17 protein-coding genes are annotated in these 21,278 nt (G+C 60.8%); 7 read left to right on the forward strand and 10 right to left on the reverse strand.

Annotated elements, in window-relative coordinates:
* Positions 1-2 precede the first annotated feature (2 nt).
* Positions 3-1,505, forward strand: a complete 1,503-nt coding sequence (locus P792_RS22295) for a YifB family Mg chelatase-like AAA ATPase (RefSeq protein ID WP_023977469.1) — start codon at positions 3-5, stop codon at positions 1,503-1,505.
* 9 nt (positions 1,506-1,514) lie between these two features.
* Here the strand turns inward: P792_RS22295 and metC are convergent, their stop codons facing one another.
* Both metC and P792_RS22305 read right to left on the reverse strand, forming a co-directional pair.
* Complete coding sequence (gene metC / locus P792_RS22300) at positions 1,515-2,738, reverse strand: cystathionine beta-lyase (RefSeq protein ID WP_023977470.1); 1,224 nt, start codon at positions 2,736-2,738, stop codon at positions 1,515-1,517.
* A 16-nt stretch (positions 2,739-2,754) separates the two neighbouring features.
* Positions 2,755-3,594: a sulfurtransferase gene (locus tag P792_RS22305; RefSeq protein WP_031239927.1), complete on the reverse strand. Its 840-nt coding sequence runs from the start codon at positions 3,592-3,594 to the stop codon at positions 2,755-2,757.
* A gap of 138 nt (positions 3,595-3,732) precedes the next feature.
* Here P792_RS22305 and P792_RS22310 point away from each other — a divergent pair, with 138 nt between their 5' ends.
* Together P792_RS22310 and P792_RS22315 are read left to right on the forward strand one after the other, a co-directional pair.
* Positions 3,733-4,788 (forward strand): AI-2E family transporter, encoded by a 1,056-nt coding sequence (locus tag P792_RS22310; protein ID WP_023977473.1) that lies wholly within the window; start codon positions 3,733-3,735, stop codon positions 4,786-4,788.
* 8 nt (positions 4,789-4,796) lie between these two features.
* Positions 4,797-5,528, forward strand: coding sequence for an endonuclease/exonuclease/phosphatase family protein (locus P792_RS22315; protein WP_369794192.1), 732 nt, complete (start codon positions 4,797-4,799; stop codon positions 5,526-5,528).
* Here the strand turns inward: P792_RS22315 and cls are convergent.
* A complete protein-coding gene (cls, locus tag P792_RS22320; RefSeq protein WP_031239930.1) occupies positions 5,512-6,927 on the reverse strand; it encodes a cardiolipin synthase in 1,416 nt (471 codons plus the stop codon). The genes P792_RS22315 and cls overlap by 17 nt on opposite strands.
* A 405-nt stretch (positions 6,928-7,332) precedes the next feature.
* Between cls and P792_RS22325 the strand changes: the two genes are divergently transcribed.
* Positions 7,333-8,130, forward strand: a complete 798-nt coding sequence (locus P792_RS22325) for an arginyltransferase (protein ID WP_023977476.1) — start codon at positions 7,333-7,335, stop codon at positions 8,128-8,130.
* A 4-nt stretch (positions 8,131-8,134) separates the two neighbouring features.
* On the opposite strand, the gene parC is transcribed toward P792_RS22325, so the two are convergent.
* Complete coding sequence (gene parC / locus P792_RS22330) at positions 8,135-10,357, reverse strand: DNA topoisomerase IV subunit A (RefSeq protein ID WP_023977477.1); 2,223 nt, start codon at positions 10,355-10,357, stop codon at positions 8,135-8,137.
* Between the two features lie 244 nt (positions 10,358-10,601).
* Between parC and P792_RS22335 the strand changes: the two genes are divergently transcribed.
* The gene (locus P792_RS22335; protein WP_023977478.1) at positions 10,602-11,312 is read left to right on the forward strand and encodes a bacteriorhodopsin; all 711 of its coding nucleotides are present in this window, start codon (positions 10,602-10,604) and stop codon (positions 11,310-11,312) included.
* A gap of 25 nt (positions 11,313-11,337) precedes the next feature.
* Entirely contained in the window at positions 11,338-12,279 is a 942-nt protein-coding gene (locus P792_RS35745) for a Brp/Blh family beta-carotene 15,15'-dioxygenase (RefSeq protein ID WP_023977479.1), read from the forward strand.
* On the opposite strand, the gene recO is transcribed toward P792_RS35745, so the two are convergent.
* From recO to rpsB, 3 genes are all read right to left on the reverse strand, one after another.
* Positions 12,227-13,003: a DNA repair protein RecO gene (recO, locus tag P792_RS22340; protein ID WP_023977480.1), complete on the reverse strand. Its 777-nt coding sequence runs from the start codon at positions 13,001-13,003 to the stop codon at positions 12,227-12,229. The two genes, P792_RS35745 and recO, sit on opposite strands and share 53 nt — an antisense overlap.
* A 33-nt stretch (positions 13,004-13,036) precedes the next feature.
* Positions 13,037-13,942: a translation elongation factor Ts gene (gene tsf, locus P792_RS22345; RefSeq protein WP_023977481.1), complete on the reverse strand. Its 906-nt coding sequence runs from the start codon at positions 13,940-13,942 to the stop codon at positions 13,037-13,039.
* Positions 13,943-14,150: 208 nt separating this feature from the next.
* Positions 14,151-14,933, reverse strand: a complete 783-nt coding sequence (rpsB, locus tag P792_RS22350; RefSeq protein ID WP_035439212.1) for a 30S ribosomal protein S2 — start codon at positions 14,931-14,933, stop codon at positions 14,151-14,153.
* A 461-nt stretch (positions 14,934-15,394) separates the two neighbouring features.
* On the opposite strand from rpsB, the gene P792_RS22355 reads away from it, so the two are divergent.
* Positions 15,395-15,709, forward strand: a complete 315-nt coding sequence (locus P792_RS22355; protein WP_031239934.1) for a hypothetical protein — start codon at positions 15,395-15,397, stop codon at positions 15,707-15,709.
* Positions 15,710-15,874: 165 nt separating this feature from the next.
* Here P792_RS22355 and dnaE read toward each other — a convergent pair whose 3' ends face one another.
* Genes dnaE through P792_RS22370 form a run of 3 tightly spaced genes read right to left on the reverse strand, consistent with a single transcriptional unit; the run spans position 15,875 to position 21,277 of the window.
* Entirely contained in the window at positions 15,875-19,294 is a 3,420-nt protein-coding gene (gene dnaE / locus P792_RS22360) for a DNA polymerase III subunit alpha (protein WP_023977484.1), read from the reverse strand.
* 44 nt (positions 19,295-19,338) lie between these two features.
* Positions 19,339-20,037 (reverse strand): ABC transporter ATP-binding protein, encoded by a 699-nt coding sequence (locus P792_RS22365; protein WP_023977485.1) that lies wholly within the window; start codon positions 20,035-20,037, stop codon positions 19,339-19,341.
* The gene (locus P792_RS22370) at positions 20,030-21,277 is read right to left on the reverse strand and encodes a lipoprotein-releasing ABC transporter permease subunit (RefSeq protein ID WP_023977486.1); all 1,248 of its coding nucleotides are present in this window, start codon (positions 21,275-21,277) and stop codon (positions 20,030-20,032) included. Before P792_RS22370 ends, P792_RS22365 begins: the two co-directional genes overlap by 8 nt.
* Between the last annotated feature and the right edge of the window lies 1 nt (position 21,278).

Consider the following 21,278-nt stretch of genomic DNA (forward strand, 5'->3'; position numbering starts at 1 on the left):
CGTTGGTGCCGGTGACCGCTTCATCCTCTTCCATTGCCCGTATCCGGAGTTTTGCCTTTGCGGGCATCGATGCCATCCCGGTCACAGTCGAGATTCAGATCGCCTCTGGCCTGCCCGCCTTCATCATCGTAGGCCTGCCCGACAAGACAGTCGGTGAATCACGCGAGCGCGTCCGCGCTGCCCTGGCCGCACTCGGACTCGCCCTGCCCCCCAAACGAATCCTGATCAATCTGGTCCCGGCCGATCTGCCCAAGGAAGGCTCGCATTTCGACCTGCCGATTGCTCTGGCCATCATGACGGCCATGGGCATCCTGTCTCATGAGGCCGTGGCAGCTTACAGCGCCATTGGCGAACTTTCGCTTGATGGACGCCTGCAGGCGACAGGCGGCGTGCTTTCCGCCGCACTCGAGACAGTCCGGCATCAGCTTGGCCTGATCTGCCCCCGCCCCCAGGCACAGGAGGCACGATGGGCGAGCGACACGCTCGATATCCTTGCCCCCGATACGTTGCGCGCCCTCCTGTCGCATTTCAACGGCGAGCATGTATTGCCCTCCCCCGAACTCGAACCCGTGGCGCGCTCAGCGCCGCTGAACGATCTTGCTTTGGTCAAAGGCATGGACATAGGGCGACGCGCCCTTGAGATCGCAGCTTGCGGGGCGCATTCCCTGCTGATGTCAGGGCCGCCGGGTGCTGGCAAATCCATGCTTGCGCAGTGCCTGCCCTCTATCCTTCCCGATCTGACGCATGAACAGATACTTGAGTGCAGCCGGATCCACAGTCTGGGCGGTCAGGCCAGCGGAAGCACCCTGATTACTCAACCGCCTTTCAGGGCGCCGCATCATTCGACCACCCTGCCCGCGCTTGTCGGTGGGGGCTCACGATCCCGCCCGGGCGAAGTCAGCCTTGCCCATAATGGCGTTCTCTTTCTCGACGAGCTGCCGGAGTTTTCGCGAAGCTGCCTCGAATCCCTGCGCCAGCCTCTAGAGACGGGCGCGATCACGGTGGCACGGGCCAGACAGACGGTGCTTTATCCTTCGCGTTTTCAGTTCATCGCGGCCATGAATCCCTGTCGGTGCGGCTATCTGGGCGATGCTGAGCGCGCCTGCCGAAAGGCTCCTCAATGCGGCGAGGAGTATCTCTCCCGCCTGTCCGGCCCCATGCTCGACCGGATCGATCTTTCCTTGTTCGTCACTCCGGTCTCGCCCCTCGACATGATTACCGCACCGGCAGGCGAGAACAGTGCCGCCGTGCGCGCCCGCGTCGTGAAAGCAAGACAATTTCAGATTGCGCGTCAGGGAGTCCCCAACGCGCAGGTGGCAGCCCAGGATATCGTTCTGACGCCGGACGCACGCCATCTTGTGAGTGAGGCAGGTACCAGGCTCCGCCTTTCAGCCCGTGGGCTTACACGCCTGCTGCGCGTAGCACGCAGCATTGCCGATCTCGACCACGCAACAGATGTCGGCGCCCCGCATCTGCGCGAGGCGCTTGGTTTCAGAATGCGCTAGAGCCGCACCTTACCCCGCCAGTGAAGCGCGGAGCACTTCCAGCCCCCCTTCAAGATCCGCAATGAGGTCGTTGGGGTCTTCGAGCCCGATATGCAGTCTGAAGCTTGGCCCCTCAGGCATGGCGTTGGGCAGCGAGCGGCGCACGCCCCCCGTCGTTGGCAAAACGAGGCTTTCATATCCGCCCCAGGACGCGCCGATGCCGAACAGGGCCAGCGCATCAATCATGTCCCGCATGGCCGCGACAGACAGATCGGCGCGCAGCTCCACACCGAAAAGCGAACTTGCCCCCTCGAAATCGCGCAGCCAGAATTCATGGCCGGGACATTCCTCGAACGCCGGATGCAGCACACGCGCCACTTCCGGTCGGCCGCGCAGCCATTGCGCCACCAGCAAGGCCGAGGCCGATTGGCGCTCGAGCCGCACCGCCATCGTGCGGAGCCCGCGAAGGGTCAGCCAACATTCATCCGGTCCGGCCAGCTGGCCAATCTGAATGGCGGAATCGCGCAGTGTTTTCCAGAGCGCGCCATCTGCCACCGTAATCGCACCGGCAATCACATCGGAATGTCCGGCAGGATATTTCGTCAGCGCCTGGATGGAGACGTCGACCCCGTGGCGGAAAGGCTGGAAAATGCCGATTCCCCAGGTATTGTCGAGCATAAGCAGCGCACCATGCTCATGGGCCACACGTGCCAGCATGGGAACGTCCTGCACCTCGAATGTGTGGCTGCCCGGGCTCTCGGCAAACACGACCCGCGTGTTCTCTCGCATGAGCCCGATCAGGGTCTCTTCATCCGCTAGGGGCGCATAATAGGTGGTCTCGATCCCCATACGCGCCAGCATGGTGCCGGCAAAACGGCGTGTGGGCCCATAGACCGAGTCGGGAAGAAGCAGGTGATCACCGGAACTCAGGAAAGCGAGCAAAGGCAGGGTGCAGGCCGCCAGCCCCGAGGAAACGACCTGCGTATGGACCCCGCCTTCAATCAGCGCGAGAAGCTTTTCAAGCTCATGCTGAACGGGCGAGCCCATCGCCCCATAGATCAGTTCATGCTCATGGCTGCGCAGCCCTTGTTCCCGCATTGCGTCCAACGAGGGAAAAAGGACGGTCGAGCCCCTCGTCACCGGCGCATTGACATAGGCCCCCTGGGGCGGGGTGGGCTCCGGTCGCCCCCCCTGTACCAGCAGGGAGGACAGGCGCTTCCAGCCGGAAGTGACCTGCTTGGCGGTGTTTTCCACTCTCTCGTTTCTCCTGTCAGGTCTCAATGGGGGTGGCAGGATCGCTTCCCCACTCGGCCCATGACCCATCATAAAGCTGCCCTGGCGCCAGCCCGGCCACACGCAAGGCCATGGTCAGCGTTGCGGCGGTCAGACCCGACCCGCAACTGGTGATGACCCGACGCGAGCCTATGGCACAGCCTGCGAAACGCTCGACCAGGGCCTGAGGCTGCAGAAAGCAGCCTTGGGGGTCCAGCACATCGGTAAAGGGCAGGCTCACCGCGCCCCTCATATGCCCACCGCGCATATTGGGCCGCGGCTCAGCGGCTTGTGCATGGAAACGCGCTGCACTGCGTGCATCGAGGATTACGCGGTCAGGATCATCGAGCGCATCGAGCACATCGCCCGTGCCTGCAAGGAGCGCATAGCGCGTGCGCGGTCGATAAGGCTGCTCGCAGGGTGCCGCCGGAGCCGGCGCAGCGTCGGGCGCGAGGCCGAGGGCCTCGAGCGCTGCGAGGCCGCCATCAAGAACATGCACAGGCTCGTGCCCGAACAATGAAGCCATCCAGTGTGCGCGACAGGCGCCGATACTTCCCTTGTGGTCATAGAACACCAGTCCCGTATCGGAGCCTATGCCCAGTGCCATCATGGCCTGCGCAAATGTGGCCGCACCGGGCACGGTGTGGGGGAGCGGGTCCGAGCGATCACATATGTCGTTGATACGGAAACGATTTGCCCCGGGAAGCGCTAATTTGTGGAAATCTGCTTCCGGGTCACCGTCCTGCCCGGGGAGGAGAGCCGACGCATCGAGATAGCGAAACCGGCCGGGAGGAAGCAACATCAGGGTCTGCGCATCGATCAGGGGGGGTATCGTCATGGATGGCACGCTCCGGCACATGATGGATCAGACATGGCCCGGCCTGACGGGGATCGCAAAAACGGATCAGGAACCGCACGATAGCAGCGGGAATGACCCCGTGGTCAACTGGCGGCAGCCGCAGCCGGGGGAGATTAGGTGACAACTGAACGCATCATGCTGGGAATGCTCCTCTTGGGGGTCGCTTATGGTTGCGGCGTGGTGCTGTGGCCCTTCCTTTCCGCCATCCTGTGGGGCGCGATTCTGACCTTCACGACATGGCCCCTGTTCAAGCGCCTGCGCCGCCACATGCGCCCGCCTCTGGCCGCTGTGGTCATGATGGTCGGCAGCGCCATTGCCATTGTCATGCCGCTCGCGCTCCTGACCTCAACCGGCATTGCGGATCTCCCGCTGATCATCGGCGGCATCAATACCGAAATCGAAGCTCTCGGTCGCACGCATCCGGCGCCAGACTGGCTGGCCACTATACCCGGCATCGGCCCACAGCTGACCAGTGCCTATCAGCACTGGAGCCATGACGTCCGCGGCGTAGGCGAGGCCCTTCATCCCTATGCCGGACAGATCGCCCGTTATACCCTCAAGGCCCTGATGCAGATGGCGAGCGGCCTGGCTGAGCTGGTCATGGCGCTCTTCATCGCCCTGTTTTTCTGGATCAGTGGTGATTCGCTGGGGCGTGTCATCACGGCTGTCCTGACCCGCATCACCGGCACCTATGCCGATCGTCTGATCACCATCATCGGCAGCGTCATACGGGGTACGGTCTACGGCATTCTCGGTACTGCCATCGTTCAGGGTGTGCTCACCTCCATTGGCCTGTTTATCTCGGGCGTACCTGCACCGGTGCTGCTCGGCGGTGTTGCTGCCTTTGTGGCGGTTTTTCCGGTCGGTGCCCCGCTGGTATGGGCACCTGCCGCCATCTGGCTGGCCCTTCATCATCACCTCGGCTGGGGCCTGTTTCTCGCGGGTTACGGCATCGTGTTCATCTCGGGAGCCGATCACATCATACGGCCCGCTTTCATCGCCAGAGGGGCGCAGCTTCCCTATCTGCTGACCGTACTCGGTGTGCTGGGCGGCGTGGTCACATTGGGCGGGCTGGGTATTTTTCTGGGTCCGGTCCTGCTGGGCGTCGGCTATACTCTGACCACTGAATTCGCGCGTGGCGCCTATCAGACAGAAAAGAAAATGCTCCAATGAACCCGTCTTTGAGCCACGACGCCCCGCCTGCCCCATTAGCTGATCGTAAAGTCCCCGGTATCGGCCAGAACTTTACCATCCTGAGTTGGAATCTGCTTCGTGCCGTGGGGGCACCGCTCGATGAGGTCGTCGAGCTGGCGCGCACCTTCCAGCCCGATATTTTCCTGATGCAGGAGGCCGTGAGCAGTTTCGACAGACTGCCCACCATACTGGGCGGACATTACGCACGAATTCCTCTGCCAGACCGCATCCACGGCACAGCGTGCTGGAGCCGCTTCCCCTTCGCTCGACCGCCGGTCTCCTGCGCCCTGCCCTCGGGGTTGATGGTCAAGCGTACGGCACAGCTCATCGATTTCGGGTCGTTCTCGATCGCAAACGTGCATCTGTCTCACGGGCAGATCCTGAATCGCCGTCAGCTTCGTCGTATCGCACCGATCCTGCGCCATCATGCGCTCGTCATGGGCGACTTCAACCTTGTCGGGCCGACCCTGCTCCCCGGTTTTCGCGATGTCGGCCCAAGAGCACCCACCCATCGCATGGCCGACATGCTGCCGATACGAATAGACCGCTGCCTGGTGCGTGGCATGACGCCCCTCAATGCCGGTGTTCTGCCCAATCGCAGTTCGGACCATCACCCTATCACGGTAACACTACGGCTGGATGCACCCGACAGGCACCGCGCCTTCTTTCAGCGACTGGCGGATCGCCGGCAGGTCAAGGCGCTCACAGATAGGGCATGAACAGCCTGACGGCAGCATTACGCGTCTTGCGCCAGGCGCTCAGGCTGTCGAGCGCGTGATGCGTGAGCCGTCCCGCCTTATGCCGTTCCATGAAACTATTGAGCGACTGCGCCACTGACGCACTGTAGATTTCGAGATTGATCTCGAAATTCAGGCGCAGGCTGCGCGCATCGATGTTGCTGCTGCCGACAAAAGACCATTCTTCATCAACGACAAGCAGCTTGGCGTGATTGAAGGGTGGCCTGTTCATCCAGACATGGCACCCTGCCTTCAGGAACGGTGCAAGACTGGCATCGCGGGCATAATCGATCAGTCTGTGATTGCTGCGACGTGGCAGGATGATATCGATCTGCACACCACGCAGGGCGGCGAGGCAGAGCTCCGACACCAGACGCTCATTGGGCAGAAAATACGGCGTCATCAGGCGAACCGAGCGGCGTGACAGGGCGATCGCCTGCAACATGGAGAATTCGATCTTCTCAAGATCGTTATCCGGCCCCGATGTCACGATGCGCATCGGGATATCACCGGCCCGGTCAAGCTCGGGAAACCAGATCTTTCCGTCAAGCTCTTCACCGCAGGTGAAGGACCAGTCACGTGCAAAGGCTTCGGTCAGTTGGTGAACAATCGGCCCCTGAAGCCGGAAATGCGTATCCGCCACCGGATGCTTGATGCGCAGGCGCCGCAGGTTCTCCTCACCGATATTCAGCCCGCCCATGAACCCAGTATGCCCATCGATAACCAGAATTTTGCGATGATTGCGCAGATTGATGAATGGCATCTTCCACGGAAGAAGCGAGTGCATGAACCGCTCACAAGGGATTCCACGCACGCGCAGGGCCTTGTGAATGCCACTGCGGAAATACCCGCCCCCGATACCGTCAACCAGCACACGTACCGCGACACCCCGCGCCTGCGCTGCCACCAGGGCATCCACAAACTGCTCCCCGATTCTATCTGCCCTGAAAATATAGGAACACAGCAGAATCGAGACCTGTGCCGAGGCAATGTCCTGCAGCATGCGCGGATAGATGTTGTCGCCATCATGGAGGCAATCGACGGAATTGCCGCCCAGCAGGGGCCGCTCGGTCAGCTTGCCGATCATCCGCGCCAGGGGGGCGAAATCCCCCTCCATACGCTGGCGCGTATGAAAGGCCGGGCCCCGTCCTCGCCAGTGATGGTCACTCACCAGACGTCGTGCCAGACGCCTGACACGATTGATACCGAACATCAGATAGAGCAGCGCGCCGAAAATCGGCATAAGCCAGCTCACACCGATCCAGCCGGCACAGGCTGCCGTGTTCTGTTTCGTCCGCAGAACATGCAAGGTGACTGCAACAGCAAGACCGAGCCGAAGCAGGATCAGGAAGGCGTCAAGGAGGGTAATGGGCCAGCTCATTTCTCATAACGTTAGCGTATTCGTCCGGAATTAAAAGAGAGACATCTTGCAACCGGAAAAATCATCGTAAAATATGAGAGGGTGATCGTGGGCTAGATCCGTCCGGACTCGGTGTGCAAGGCTTTTGGCTAGCCACAAGGAATGTTGCTGAGCCGCTCGAAAAAGCGTGCACAGCGTTTTCACGGCGCGTCTGTCCTGCCGGGTCAGGATACCGGTTGGACAAGGGTCTGAAGCAAGGCCGGTGCTGGCCTGTCTGGATGGGACGGAAACGCCCTGTGGCACCGGACCGGAATGCGAGGTCCGCAGGCAGCGACCGATGGTCAGGACAATCAGGCTTACGCAATCGATGGCCCTCCCGTGCGGGGGGCGTCACTATCAAGCGTTTTCAGGCAGAGGAGAGAAAGGATGGTTATGTCAGCTCATCGTCCCCAGCTCTTCTACACGACAGAGCCGTCGCCCTGCCCGTATCTCCCCGGCAGGACGGAGCGCAAGGTCATGACCGAGCTGACCGGCAGTGATGTCGACCAGCTTCATGATCGCCTGTCCCGTGCCGGTTTCAGGCGCAGCCACGGCATTGTCTATGCCCCTGTCTGCCATGGTTGTCAGTCCTGTATCCCCATCCGGCTTCCTGTCGCGGAATTCGTGCCGGATCGCACCATGCGCCGGGTGCGCCGGGACCACGCCGATCTTGTTGTGACTGAGCGCCCCATCGTCGCAACCGAGGAACAATATGCCCTGTTCCGGGCCTATCAGGCGCATCGTCATGCCGATGGTGATATGGCCCTCATGGGGCTCGATGATTATCAGTCGATGGTCGAGACCAGCCCGGTCGAAACCAGCCTGTTCGAGTTCCGCTCACGCGATGGTCGTCTGGTCTGCGTGTCTCTTGTCGATATGCTCTCTGATGGTCTCTCGGCGGTCTATACATTCTATGACCCGGCAGACACCCATCGCTCCTACGGCACGGCATCCATTCTATGGCTGATTGCCGAGACGGCCCGACGCAACAAGCCCTATCTCTATCTAGGCTACTGGGTGCCAGGCAGCACGAAGATGGGCTATAAATCACGCTTCAACCCGGCGGAAATTCTTCGCAACGGGCACTGGCACCGACTTGCGGGCGCGCCCTCTGCGGTGTCCTCCACAACGGCAGTCGCGGTATCGAGCCCGAAAGCCGACACCCCTCCCGCCGGGGCCGCCTGAGAACTCAGCTTCTGGTCACGGGCTTGCGGGTCATCCATTGCGGGGCAGCCTTGCCCTGATCCGCTCGTTTGCCGACGATCGACGCAAGATCGGCGTCACTGCGCGGCTTTTGCCCCTCATGCCAGACCAGACCTGTTTCCGAGGCAAAGACCCGCAGATCGACGATGCGCTGACCCGGCGGGAGCTTCTGGATCGTGACACCCATGCCCTTTGTCATTTCGGGCAGGGCATCGAGAGCAAAGGATAGCGCCTTGCGGTTGCTGCCCATGGTGATGATCTGATCACCTGTAACGGCCACGCAGAACCCGGCGCGGTCACCGTCACGCAGCGTCAGGACTTGTTTGCCCGTCCGTTTTTCAGCCGCCATATCAGCGTCACGCACAATCATGCCGCGTCCGTTTTCGCTGGCCAGAACGTGACGGCCGGACTCATCGATCACAAAGAAAGAGACGATATCCTCATCCTGAGGCAGATCGACCAGAACGCGAATGGGCTGCCCAAAGCCACGCCCACGCGGCAGGTCAGCCGCCTTGAGCGTGAAGGCCCGACCGCCACTCACCAGGATACAGAGGCGATCGGTGCTCTGACACTCGAGCGACAGCCCGAACGCGTCACCTTCCTTGAACTTATGACTCTCGGGGTCGATCCCATGTCCCTTCACGGCCCTCACCCAGCCCTCACGTGAAAGAAGCACGGTCAGGGGCTCACGATCGACCTGTATGGCGGCACTAAGGTCGATCGGTGCGGGCGGTGCCGCAATCAGGGTGCGTCGGGTGCCAAGGGCGCCCTCGCCAAAGCTGGCGGCTGTCGCGTCGAGTTCCTTGCCGATACGGGTCCAGCGTTTGCGCTCACTGCCCAGCAATCCTTCGAGCCCGGATTTCTCCTTGAGAAGCGCATCGCGCTCCTTGCGTATCTCGATCTCCTCAAGACGACGCAGCGAGCGCAGGCGCATATTCAGCACATATTCGGCCTGCAGATCCGTCAGGCTGAACACACGCATCAATTCGGGCTTGGGCTCGTCGCTTTCGCGAATGATGCGGATGACTTCATCAAGGTTGAGATAAACGGCCAGAAACCCTTCGAGGATTTCGAGACGACGCTCAACTGCGTTCAGACGATGCTGAGAACGGCGAACGAGAACGATCTCGCGATGGTCCAGCCATGACTGGATGACTTCACGCAGTCCCATCACCCGCGGCACGCGATTGGCGTCCAGCACGTTCATGTTCAGGCTGAAACGGCTCTCCAGCGGCGTAACACGAAAGAGCGTTTCCATCAGCACTTCCGGCTCGATCCCCTTGGTCTTGGGTTCGAGGACAAGGCGGATATCGGTCGTGCTTTCATCGCGTATATCGGCAAGGAGCGGCAGCTTCTTCTGCTCCATCAACTCCGCGATCTGCTCGATCAGGCGCGATTTTTGCACCTGATAGGGAATCTCGGTCACGATCACGGTCCAGGTGCCGAAGCGTCCCTGTTCGACTTCCCATCGTGCGCGGGTACGGAAACTGCCGCGTCCGGTCTCGTAAGCCGTGACCATGCTGGCAGGGTCCTCAATCAGCACACCACCTGTGGGGAAGTCAGGTCCCGGCATGAACTGCATTAGGGCCTCGACGGGCGCCTGCGGGTTCTCGATCAGATGACGCGCGGCACGGCAGATCTCGGCGGCGTTATGCGGGGGAATACTGGTGGCCATGCCAACCGCGATCCCGGCCGCGCCATTGGCCAGCAGGTTCGGAAAAGCGCCGGGCAGGACTACGGGCTCGGCATCCTCATTGTCATAGGTCGGACGGAAATCGACCGCGTCATCCTCGATGCCTTCCAGCAGGGCCTTGGCCACAGCGGTCAGCCGGGACTCCGTGTAACGCATGGCGGCCGCGTTATCGCCGTCGATCGAACCGAAATTGCCCTGCCCTTCGACAAGCGGATAACGCACCGCGAAGTCCTGGGCGAGGCGGACCAGCGCCTCGTACACGGCTGCGTCGCCATGGGGATGGAACTTACCGATCACGTCACCCACGACGCGGGCGCATTTCTTGAAACCCGCCGTCGGATCCAGCTTGAGCTGCTGCATGGCGTAGAGGATGCGCCGATGCACAGGCTTCATACCATCGCGCACATCGGGCAACGAACGCGCCATGATGGTAGACATGGCATAGGCAATATAGCGCTCGCTCAGCGCATCTGCGAGTTTGGTATCCTCGATATGTCCTGCCAGATCCTGACTCATGCCACGCCCTTTCGTTTCAGGGCAGATAAGGCGGCGCGGCGCGGCCTGTCCAGTGCAAATACCCCGTTTTTGTTCCCGGTCCCTCTTGGCACGCTTCAGCGGGTAGCCGCCCCTGCGTCATCTGCTCAGAGAAAAGCCTGAGCGCGATCAGGTCTGATAAATATGGCTGTCAAGGCAGGCTAATTACAACTTTATGTGTCAGGCACCGTTTATCGCTCTCCTCATCTCGTGAAAGACAGCGATAATGACCCTGACAGTTCTCTGGCTGACAGCCCTGATCATGTTTGCCGGTGGGACGGCGCTGCTGCTGCTTGGCAAACGGCGTACCGAAACCGAAGGGGTTATGAGCCTTGCCCACGGTATCGTCCCCATCATCGCAGGTTGTTTGTATGTCGCCATGGCGACAGGCCAGGGCGCAGTGCTCCTGCCGACGGACGCCACACTCGCAGGCGCCGCCAGCACGACCCGCATCTTCTGGTTCGGCCGCTATATCGACTGGGTGTTTACAACCCCGCTTCTGCTTGTCGGTCTCGGGTTTCTTGGCATGTTCCGCGGCCGCAAGCGAGCCGATCTGCTACTGGGTGCCGTCACAGCCGACGTGATCATGGTCATCACTGCCTTTGCCTTCAGTGCCTCGGAAAACGTGGTGAGCCGCTGGATCTGGTTCGTGCTTTCCTGCGTGGCGTTTCTCGGTGTGTATTATGTCATCTGGGTCTCGCAGCTTCAGGCCAATCGCCTCGAGCGGCCTGAAGTGCAGACGGCCTATATCCGCAGCGCCACCATCCTTTCGGTGCTCTGGATGGTGTACCCGATCATCCTCGCCCTCTCGCCTGACGGCCTCGGAATCGTGCCGGACTCGGCAAGCGTACTCATCATCGCCATCACGGATGTTCTGGCGAAAGTCGGGTTTGGTTTCCTCAGCCTGTCCGATGACCGTAAACTGACCACGGTCTGATGATGTCTGGCCCGGCGTGACATTTATGACATTGACCGGGCCACGCGATTTCTTCGCCCCCCTCTATTGGGGCGGCGCGGGAATTTGCGCCGCTGCCGCGATCCTCACCGATAATGTGCTGATTAGTCTCGCCACCATCATCATCTTTGGTCTCCCACATGGTGCGCTTGATGGAGAGATGGCACGACAAGCGTTGCGCCCCCGTCTCGGGTATCTCTGGTTTCCTGTTTTTGCGTTGCCTTATCTCGCGCTTGTCGGGCTCGTGCTCATCGCCTGGCATATCGAGCCGTTACTCACGCTCAACCTGTTTCTGGCTCTGTCCATCTGGCATTTTGGCAGTGAGATGCGCGAAGACGGTTCTTCTCTGCTCGCCGGGTTTGTCCTTGGGGGGGCGCCACTAATCCTTCCCTGCGTATTTCAGCCAGAGGCCACCGCAGCGCTACTGAGCGCCATGGCGCCGCCTGTTCATCTCATCATGCCGCCATTATGGCTGATCGTTCTGTTTCCCGTCTGGGCCCTCTGCGTCAGCGCGTGGTTAGGCGTCAGTCCTCCCGCGACACGCATGAGGCGCTTATGGTCGCTGTTCGGGCTGATTGTCCCGTTCGCGTTGTTGCCGCCGCTGCAAGCGTTCATGATCTATTTCGTGTTCCAGCACGCGCCGGCGCATATCGAATCGCTCATAGCTGACTGTCGCTGGTGCCGTCTCAGTTCAGCGGGTCACGCATTCTATCGCAGCCTGCCGCTCACATTTGCCTCGCTAGGCATCGGGGCCGTCATGGTGCCGTTCTACGCAGGGCCGCTGGCACCGCGAATGATCGCTGTCACGTTCCAGCTTCTGGCCGCTCTGACGCTGCCCCACATGATATTCGATTATCTGATAGGAAGGGCCCCGGCGCTCCGCGAAGCCCGGGCACCTATACCGGGGGATTTTCCTGCACGGCCTCACGTGCATCCGCCAGTGCCCTGACACGCATCTCCAGACGCTCGCGCGCACCGGGGACAGGTTTGTGCTGGGAGCCGAAAAGATGGCGCGAGAGGAAATGTCCCGTCAATGCCAGCCCCTCAGCCCAGAGGGCGGGATCGTTGCCGTCATCCTCAACCCCTTGCGGGGTCAGATAATGAGGGAGTGGCAGGAGACGATGGACCCATTCCCCGGCAGAATCGCGGCTTACAGCGCGTCCCGTTCGCGGTGAGACAAAGGCGAGATCAGTCGTAGCCCCCGAGATGGCACAGCAATCGAGCGTGAGCCCATAACCCAGCGTCGCCAGCAACGCGGTTTCCCAGCGCACATAATCCACCACCGGAGCGGGATCGGACAGCACACAGAACGCCGCGAGATCGCGTACGGTCCGGAGAAAGAAATCGGGATGAGGCTCGCGGTCCGGCAAGGCAGCATCGGCCAGTTCGGCCGCTGACTGAACCAGAGCGAGTTGCAGAGGGCGGTCCAGCAACCTGACGGCTGTTTCCTGAACCATTTCACCGCTCAGATGCCCGAGCTGATCGGACAGGCGGGAGGCATAACGGGCGAGTATCAGATTACCCGGCTGCCAGAGCGCGGCCTGACGGCGTGACGAGCCGCCACGCACCAGACCGGCAATGCGTCCATACTCTTCCGTGAAGAGATGAACCACAGCTCCGCCCTCGCCGTAGCGCCGGGCGGAGAGGACGATTGCGGCACATTCGAAATTCATGTGCTGCAACCAATCCCGTGATCGTTCGACCGATCAGGCGCCAGCGGCAGCGGCCACTTCGGCAGCAAAGTCGCTGGTTTCCTTCTCGATGCCTTCGCCGAGCTGGAAGCGCTCGAAAGCGATCAGCTTGGCGCCGGCCTTCTCGACAACCTTGGACACGCGGGTCTCGCCGTCATGCACCCAAACCTGCTCCAGAAGAACGACTTCTTCGTAGAACTTGCGGATACGGCCTTCGATCATCTTCTCGATGATGGCTTCCGGCTTGCCGGACTCACGAGCCTGCTCGATCAGAACCTGGCGCTCACGCTCCAGAGCTTCCGGATCGACGCTGGCAACTTCCAGAGCAGCCGGACGCGTTGCGGCAACATGCATGCCGATCTGGCGGCCCAGTGTCAGCAGGGCTTCGGATTCCGACGGGGCTTCGACAGCAGCGAGAACGCCGATCTTGCCAACGCCCGGACGCAGCGCGCCATGTACGTAGGAAGCAACGATGCCCGAAGGAACGGTCAGAACCTTGGCGCGACGCAGCGACATGTTCTCGCCGATCGTGGCAATCAGGTGGGTCAGTTCTTCGGCAACCGTGCGGCCCGTAGGCAGCTTGGCCTGCGACAGGGTGTCGAGATCGTCACCGGCATCGAGTGCAGCATGAGCCACGGACTCGACGAATGCCTGGAAGGCTTCGTTACGACCCACGAAATCGGTCTCGGCATTGACTTCGACCATGGCGGCCTTGTTCTTGCCCGAAGCAACAGCCACGAGGCCTTCAGCCGTGGTACGGCCCGACTTCTTGGCAGCCTGCGACAGACCCTTGGCGCGCAGCCAGTCAATGGCGGCATCCATGTCGCCAGCAGCTTCCGTGAGAGCCTTCTTGCAGTCCATCATGCCGGCGCCAGTCTTCTCGCGCAGGTCACGAACGAGGGCAGCAGTGATTTCCGCCATGTTCAAAACTCCTCTTGAGTATTGTCCCGTCAGACCCGATCGGCTGACCGGATGACAATACTCGCCACAATAAAGAACCTGAGCCCCTTCCCGCATCCCGAAAGCGCAGGACAGGCTCTAGGAACGAAACGGCGCGCCGCAGCTTTTCAGCCGGGCACGCCAGAAATTCCGAATGCTGGGGGAGACCTCACGATCTCCCGCACGCATCTCAGGCTTCAGCCGGAGCTTCTGCCGTGGTCTCTTCAACAACCGTCTCGACCGGCAGTTCTTCAGACGCGCCGAAATCGGCACCCGAAGCAGCCATTTCAGCCGAGATGCCATCGAGCACAGCCTGCGACACGAGGTCGCAATAGGTGGTGATGGCGCGGATGGCGTCGTCATTGCCCGGAATCGGGTAGGTCACGCCAGCCGGATTGGAGTTGCTGTCGAGAACGGCAACAACCGGAATGCCAAGCTTGTTGGCTTCCTCAACCGCCAGCTTCTCCTTGTTCGTGTCGATCACGAACAGGATGTCCGGCAGGCCGCCCATTTCCTTGATGCCGCCGAGCGAACGCTCAAGCTTCTCGCGGTCACGGGTGATGTCGAGGATTTCCTTCTTCGTCAGACCATGCGTGTCGCCGGAGAGCATCTCGTCGATCTGGCGCAGGCGCTTGATCGAACCCGTGATGGTCTTCCAGTTGGTCAGCATGCCGCCGAGCCAGCGATGGTTGACGTAGTACTGGCCGCAGCGGGTTGCTGCCTCAGCCACATGCTCGGCAGCAGCGCGCTTGGTGCCGACGAACAGCACGCGACCGCCACCGGCCACCGTGTTGCGAACGGCCTGCAGGGCGCGATCGAGCATCGGAACGGTCTGCTGCAGGTCGATGATGTGAACCTGGTTGCGGACACCGAAGAGATACGGTGCCATCGCCGGGTTCCAGCGACGCGTGTGGTGACCAAAGTGAACGCCGGCTTCGAGCAGCTGACGCATGGTGAATTCAGGCATCGCCATGATGCAAATTCCTGTTCTTCTGGTTGTGCCTCCGTATGACATTGCGCGTTTTCACGGGCACCAGAGAGTCTGTCGTCATACGTGCGAATTGCCTCACTCCCCTACCGGCAACGCCGTCAGAAAAGCCAGACGGGCGCGGTATCGCCTTTTTCGTTCGAAAAGGCAAGGAAGAAGAGCAGGGATTGCCTTAGATCCTCCGCGCACGCGCAAGCGACAAGCCCAACTCTCCCCCATCGTGTGATGCCGCTTGGGTAGAGATCAGAGAGGCTCGCAAGGGTGTGGAAAGGCGATCCCCGGCACATATCACGCGATCTTCGGCGGGCCCTATAGGACGCCGCCCCCTCAGGCCAGTAATGATCGCAAGACGCTCTTTGGTGTGCGAGGGCAAACGCTCGGGATCTGACGACATTGTTCGACCCGGTAATATGCCGAACCATGCTAATCACGAAGGGAAAGTGATTATGCTCGAAAAGAAATTTCACGCGGCAATGGAAAACATCTATCACGAGGGGCTCAAGCTCCAGAAACCTTACAGAGCAACCAGATATTTGCGGCTTGTCAGGGAGTTTGGCGGCAAGAAAGCGGCTGACAGATTATTGGCCACACCCAATCCGTCAGAGGGATTTACCCAGCTCTATCTCCACGGACAGACGGAGAGCCTCACGAAAAGCGTCGAGTACCTTGCCCTGCAATCACCGTGGTCGACACTTTTCACCGAACAGCAGCTTGCTATCGCGCGCGCGAGGTTGAAGAGGTACGGTTGCTCACAGGCATAATTTCTCGGACTCTTGGCACCCGCCGCAGGACACAGCTCTCCAGTAAACGTCGCTCCATGTGCGGCCGCGCTATAACACGGGATCCGATGCAGGTTGGCTATCGCGGATTGCGATGACCTGCATCGCGGTTGTCCCCTTGTGTCGCGCCTTGGGCATCGTCCCCGCTCAAAGATGGTCGATACGCGATACCCCGTGAATGGTGCGCAATTGTTCGCCCAATCGTGGCGTGACCGGGAAGTGTCCGGTCAAGGTCACCTCCACGGCCTTGGTCTCGTCCACAGCGGGTACCAGCACGATCTTGCCGCGCCCCCTGCCCTGGCTGCTGAGAAGATCGCGCACCTTCGTCACAGCTGACGCCTCGCTGATCCATACGCGCATCTCCGAGCTTTCCTGTGCCGCCGCTTTCTCCAGATCCGTCACGTCGTTGGCCGTAATGCGTAATGCATCGCCTTCCAGCTTGAGATCGGCCGTTACCATAACCGCCTGACCAGCCACCAGCAGGTCGCGGCAACGCGACAGCACTTCCGAAAATAGTGTTACTTCGCAACCACCCGTCGCATCGGACAGGCGTACCCATGCCATTTTGCTACCGCTCTTGGTAGGGCGCTCCTTCTTGTCGACCACACAGCCCGCAATACGCACGCGATAAGACCCGTTTTCAGCGGCGGTCATGAGAGTCTGGGATGTCAGCACATTGGCCCGCTTGAGGACCGAGCGATAGGCATCCAGCGGATGCGCCGACATGTGAAATCCGATCGCCTCGGCCTCGGCCGCCAGACGCTCGAATTCGGGCCAGTACTTGGCCTCGGCCAGACGCAGTTCCTCGGGCTCGGCCGAGGCACCGAACAGGCCGATCTGGCCGGAAGCCGCCTCCTGCGCATCGGATTGCGCACGGCGCATGATGATTTCCGAGCTGGCAAAAACGATATGACGCGGCTTGTCGAGGGAATCAAAAGCTCCCGCCTTCGCCAGATTTTCGATCTGGATCTTGTTGAGCTGCTTGGCATCACAACGTGCAGCCAGATCGGCAAGACTGGCAAAGGGCTTGTCGCCACGTGCCTCCACAATGGCCTGCATGGCCGAAAACCCGACGCGCTTGACCGCAGCCAGAGCGTAGCGAATGGCCCAGCTTCCGTCCTCCTGCTTTTCGAGCGAGAAATCGGCCTTCGAGCGATTGATGTCGACGGGAAGCACCTTGATTTTCATCCGGCGCGCTTCCTGACAGAGCGAGGCCAGCTTGTCCGTCTTTTCACGGGCGAGCGACATGCATCCGGCAAGAAACGCTACCGGATGGTTCGCCTTCATCCAGGCTGTCTGATACGAGACGAGCGCATAGGCGGCGGCGTGAGATTTGTTGAACCCGTAATCGGCAAAACGCGCCATGAGGTCGAACACCTCGGCGGCTTTCTCAGGGGTGATTCCGCGCCCAGTCGCGCCTTTGACGAAGATCTCGCGCTGCGTGTCCATCTCGGCGCGGATCTTCTTGCCCATGGCACGACGCAGCAGATCGGCGCCGCCGAGACTGTACCCGGCCATTTTCTGCGCGATCTGCATGACCTGTTCCTGATAGACCATGATGCCATAGGTCTCGGACAGGATATCGCGAATTTCCTCATGGGGCGGCTCCCATGAGGCACCGTGCTTGCGCGCGCAGTAATCGGGGATATTGGCCATCGGCCCCGGACGATAGAGCGCCACCGCCGCAATCAGATCCTCAAGCCTTGTCGGGCGCATCTGCTTGAGAACGTCGCGCATGCCCGCGCCTTCGAACTGGAAGACGCCGCCCGCATCGCCACGGGCCAGCATGTCATAGGTGGGGGCGTCGTCCAGAGGCAGTGTGGCCAGATCGACCTCGATGCCCTGTTGCGCGATAAAATTGATCCCGCGTTTGAGAATGGTGAGCGTGGTCAGGCCAAGGAAGTCGAACTTTACCAGCCCGGCCTGCTCGACGAATTTCATGTTGTACTGTGTGACCAGCATATCGCTCTTGGGATCGCGATAGAGCGGCACAAGCTCGACCAGTTCCCGATCGCCGATCACAACACCTGCGGCGTGAGTTGACGCGTGGCGATAGAGCCCTTCGAGCTGCAACGCGATTTCCATCAGGCGGCGCAGCGCCTCGTCGTTCTCGCGCATTTCCTGCAGGCGCGGCTCGCCATCGATGGCCTGTTTAAGCGTGACAGGCTTGGCCGGATTGTTCGGGATCAGCTCCGCCACGCGGTTGACCATGCCAAAAGGCAGGCCGAGCACGCGCCCGACATCGCGCACGGCGGCGCGCGCCTGAAGCTTACCAAAGGTGATGATCTGCGCCACGCGCTCGCCACCATATTCGGTGCGCACGTATCGGATCACCTCGTCGCGCCGGTCCTGACAGAAATCGATATCGAAGTCAGGCATAGAGACGCGTTCGGGATTCAGGAATCGTTCGAACAGAAGGTTGAACGGCAGCGGATCGATATCGGTAATGGTCAGCGCCCAGGCCACAAGAGAGCCTGCCCCCGACCCACGCCCCGGCCCGACCGGGATATCATGTTCCTTCGCCCATTGGATAAAGTCGGCCACGATCAGGAAGTAACCGGGAAAGCCCATACGCCCGATGATGCCGAGTTCCATTTCCAGACGCTCCTCATAGCGTCTGCGTGTGTCGTCATCGGCCTCCATACGGGACAGGCGCTGGCGTAGCCCCTCTTCCGACATGGCCCGCAATGTCTCTTCCTCGGTCGCGCCCTCATTCACCTTGGGACAGACAGGCAGGAGCGGCGGACGAGTCGAGACCTTCACCGCGCAGCGCTGCGCGATCATGAGCGTGTTGTCGCAGGCCTCCGGTAGATCGGCGAAAAGCGCACGCATGGCATCAGGAGATTTGAACCAGTGCTCAGGCGTGACGCGCCAGCGCTCCTGCTCCGCCATGGTGCGTCCCTGCGCGATGCAGAGCAACGCATCATGGGCTTCATGCATGGCCGGTTTGGAGAAAAAGCACTCGTTGGTGGCGACCAAAGGTAGCCCCAGACGGTCAGCAGCGGCGATCATGCCGGGCTCGACGGCTTTCTCTTCAGGCAGACCATGACGGTGCAGCTCGACAGCCATATGAGCGCCGAAGCTCTCCTGCAAGCGGCGCAGCAGCGTCATGGCCTGATCTTCCTGCCCCTCGGCAAGCAGGCGGAACAATGGCCCACGCGTCCCGCCAGTCAGCAGAAATAGCCCGTCCGCATGAGCGCAGAATGTCTCAAGCAGAATGGCCGGGTCGGAAGGATCGCCCTTGAGGAATCCCTCGGAAGAGAGGAACTGCAGATTGGCAAGCCCCGCCTCATTACGGGCCAGCGCCACCATGGGCTCTGACGGGGCACCGGGCTTGTCGCTGCGCGATGGCAATGCGAGCTGGCAACCGATGATGGGCTGCACGCCCTTACCCGTGCAGTACTGCGAGAATTCAAGCGCCCCGAAGAGATTGCCTGTATCGGTCAACGCCACGGCAGGCATGGCGGATTCAGCGGCCAGAGCCACCAGATCGGGTATGCGTATCGCCCCCTGGCTCAGCGAATAGGCGGAGTGATTACGAAGATGAACGAAGGGGGCATGGGACATGGGTCATGGTCTATCAGACCCGAACGCCCCCTTCATCTCTTTCTTTATCGCGAGACGATCCGCCCATCACGCAGGGTCACGACACGATCCATACGCGACGCCAGCTCCTCGTTATGGGTCGCAATCAACGCGCCCACATTCTCGCTACGAACCGCATGCAGCAACTCGTCAAACACGGCATCGGAGGTATGCACATCCAAATTGCCGGTCGGTTCGTCAGCCAGAAGAAGCTTTGGTTGATTGGCCAGGGCACGGGCGATGGCCACACGCTGCTTCTCTCCACCCGAAAGCTTGCCCGGCAGATTGTGCAGCCGATGCGCGAGCCCGAAACGCGTCAGAAGATCGGTCGCGCGTGATGTCGCATCGCGAGGGGAAACGCCCGCAATATGCTGGGGGAGCACCACATTCTCCAATGCCGTGAACTCGGCGAGAAGGTGATGAAACTGATAGACGAAACCCACCTCGTCGCGTCGTATCTGCGTGCGTGCCGTGTCTGACAGGGAAGCCGTGTCGTGCCCGGCAATGCGCACACTGCCTTCCTGCGGGGCTTCCAGCAGACCGGCGATATGAAGCAGTGTCGATTTGCCCGTACCGCTGGGCGCGACAAGAGCCACGATCTCACCGGGGAACAGATCGAAAGACACGCCCTTCAGGATTTCGAGCGTTTCTTCGCCGGAGCGAAAACGACGCGTCACGTCCTTCAAAGAAAGAACCGGAGCGGTTGCGGAGTTGGTCTCACTCATGGCGCAGCGCCTCGATCGGATCGGTCTTGGCTGCACGCCAGGACGGGTAAAGCGTTGCGACGAAAGACAGGGCAAGCGCCATGACCATAACCTCGATGACCTGCGACCAGATCAGCTTGGCTGGCAGATGTTCGAGATAATAGAATTCCGGGTTGAACAGGCTGGTATGGGTCAGATGCTCCACACCATGCTGGATGCGCTCGATGTTCAGGCAGAATACGACCCCGATCCCGAAACCAATCAGTGTGCCGGACACACCGACCGAGGCGCCGCACATCAGGAAGATGCGCATGACAGCCCCCCGGCTGGCGCCCAATGTGCGCAGCACCGCGATATCGCGCGTCTTGTCCTTGACCATCATAATCATGGAAGAAATCACGTTGAACGCTGCCACCAGGATGATCAGGGTAAGAATGAGGAACATCACGTTCTGCTGCACGGTCAGCGCACCCAGAAACGCGTTATTACTCTGGGTCCAGTCCATCACGCGCAGCCTTGGGTCATCCAGACGCTGGGCGATGGCGCGGGTGACAGGCATCACCTCAAGCGGTTCACGCGTCGCCACCTGAATGAGCGATACTGCATCGGGCATCATCAGGAAGCGCTGGGCAGAGTCCAACGGCATCAGGATGACACTGGTGTCGTAATCATTCACCCCGGCGTCGAACACTATGGCCACATGATAGGCCCGTATGCGCGGCATGGTCCCGAAAGGCGTGGCGCGGCCATTGGGCGAGAGCAGCGTTACCTTGCTGCCAACCGTCAGGCCGGCCCGGGCCGCGAGCGTCGTGCCAACGGCAATCGCATCATCGCCCTGGAAATCAGCAAGTTTGCCATCGGTGATATTATCGCTCAGGGCATGGAGATCGCGCAGGTCAGAGGGGATGATGCCACGCACGACGCCGCCTGTAGAATAATTCCCGGCGTCGATCAGCACCGTCCCTTCCGCCATTGGCGTGACACGGGTGACGTTTTTGACCTCGCGTATGGCGACCACATCATCCTGATAATTGGTGATGCTGTGCCCTGCGCTGAAAATGTTCAGATCGCCATTCAGTCCAAGCACGCGGCCCATCAGGTCGGCGCGAAACCCGTTCATCACCGCCATGACGATGATGAGGGTGGCGACCCCCAGCGCAATGCCGATGAGGGAGAAAATCGCGATGATGGAAACGAAGCGTTCTCCGCGACGGGCGCGCAGATAGCGCCCCGCCACCACGCGCTCGAAGCGGTTGAACATG

The sequence above is a fragment of the Asaia sp. SF2.1 genome (assembly GCF_000505765.1).
GTDB classification, from domain to species: Bacteria; Pseudomonadota; Alphaproteobacteria; order Acetobacterales; family Acetobacteraceae; genus Asaia; species Asaia bogorensis.

Bases quoted from the DNA above. Each gene is read 5' to 3' on its own strand.
- dnaE (WP_023977484.1), bottom strand. From the start codon at position 19,294: ATGTCCCATGCCCCCTTCGTTCATCTTCGTAATCACTCCGCCTATTCG.
- P792_RS35745 (WP_023977479.1), top strand. From the start codon at position 11,338: ATGACATTGACCGGGCCACGCGATTTCTTCGCCCCCCTCTATTGGGGC.
- P792_RS22365 (WP_023977485.1), bottom strand. From the start codon at position 20,037: ATGAGTGAGACCAACTCCGCAACCGCTCCGGTTCTTTCTTTGAAGGAC.
- P792_RS22325 (WP_023977476.1), top strand. From the start codon at position 7,333: ATGGTTATGTCAGCTCATCGTCCCCAGCTCTTCTACACGACAGAGCCG.
- P792_RS22335 (WP_023977478.1), top strand. From the start codon at position 10,602: ATGACCCTGACAGTTCTCTGGCTGACAGCCCTGATCATGTTTGCCGGT.
- tsf (WP_023977481.1), bottom strand. From the start codon at position 13,942: ATGGCGGAAATCACTGCTGCCCTCGTTCGTGACCTGCGCGAGAAGACT.
- P792_RS22355 (WP_031239934.1), top strand. From the start codon at position 15,395: ATGCTCGAAAAGAAATTTCACGCGGCAATGGAAAACATCTATCACGAG.
- recO (WP_023977480.1), bottom strand. From the start codon at position 13,003: ATGAATTTCGAATGTGCCGCAATCGTCCTCTCCGCCCGGCGCTACGGC.
- P792_RS22305 (WP_031239927.1), bottom strand. From the start codon at position 3,594: ATGACGATACCCCCCCTGATCGATGCGCAGACCCTGATGTTGCTTCCT.
- P792_RS22370 (WP_023977486.1), bottom strand. From the start codon at position 21,277: ATGTTCAACCGCTTCGAGCGCGTGGTGGCGGGGCGCTATCTGCGCGCC.
- parC (WP_023977477.1), bottom strand. From the start codon at position 10,357: ATGAGTCAGGATCTGGCAGGACATATCGAGGATACCAAACTCGCAGAT.
- rpsB (WP_035439212.1), bottom strand. From the start codon at position 14,933: ATGGCGATGCCTGAATTCACCATGCGTCAGCTGCTCGAAGCCGGCGTT.
- cls (WP_031239930.1), bottom strand. From the start codon at position 6,927: ATGAGCTGGCCCATTACCCTCCTTGACGCCTTCCTGATCCTGCTTCGG.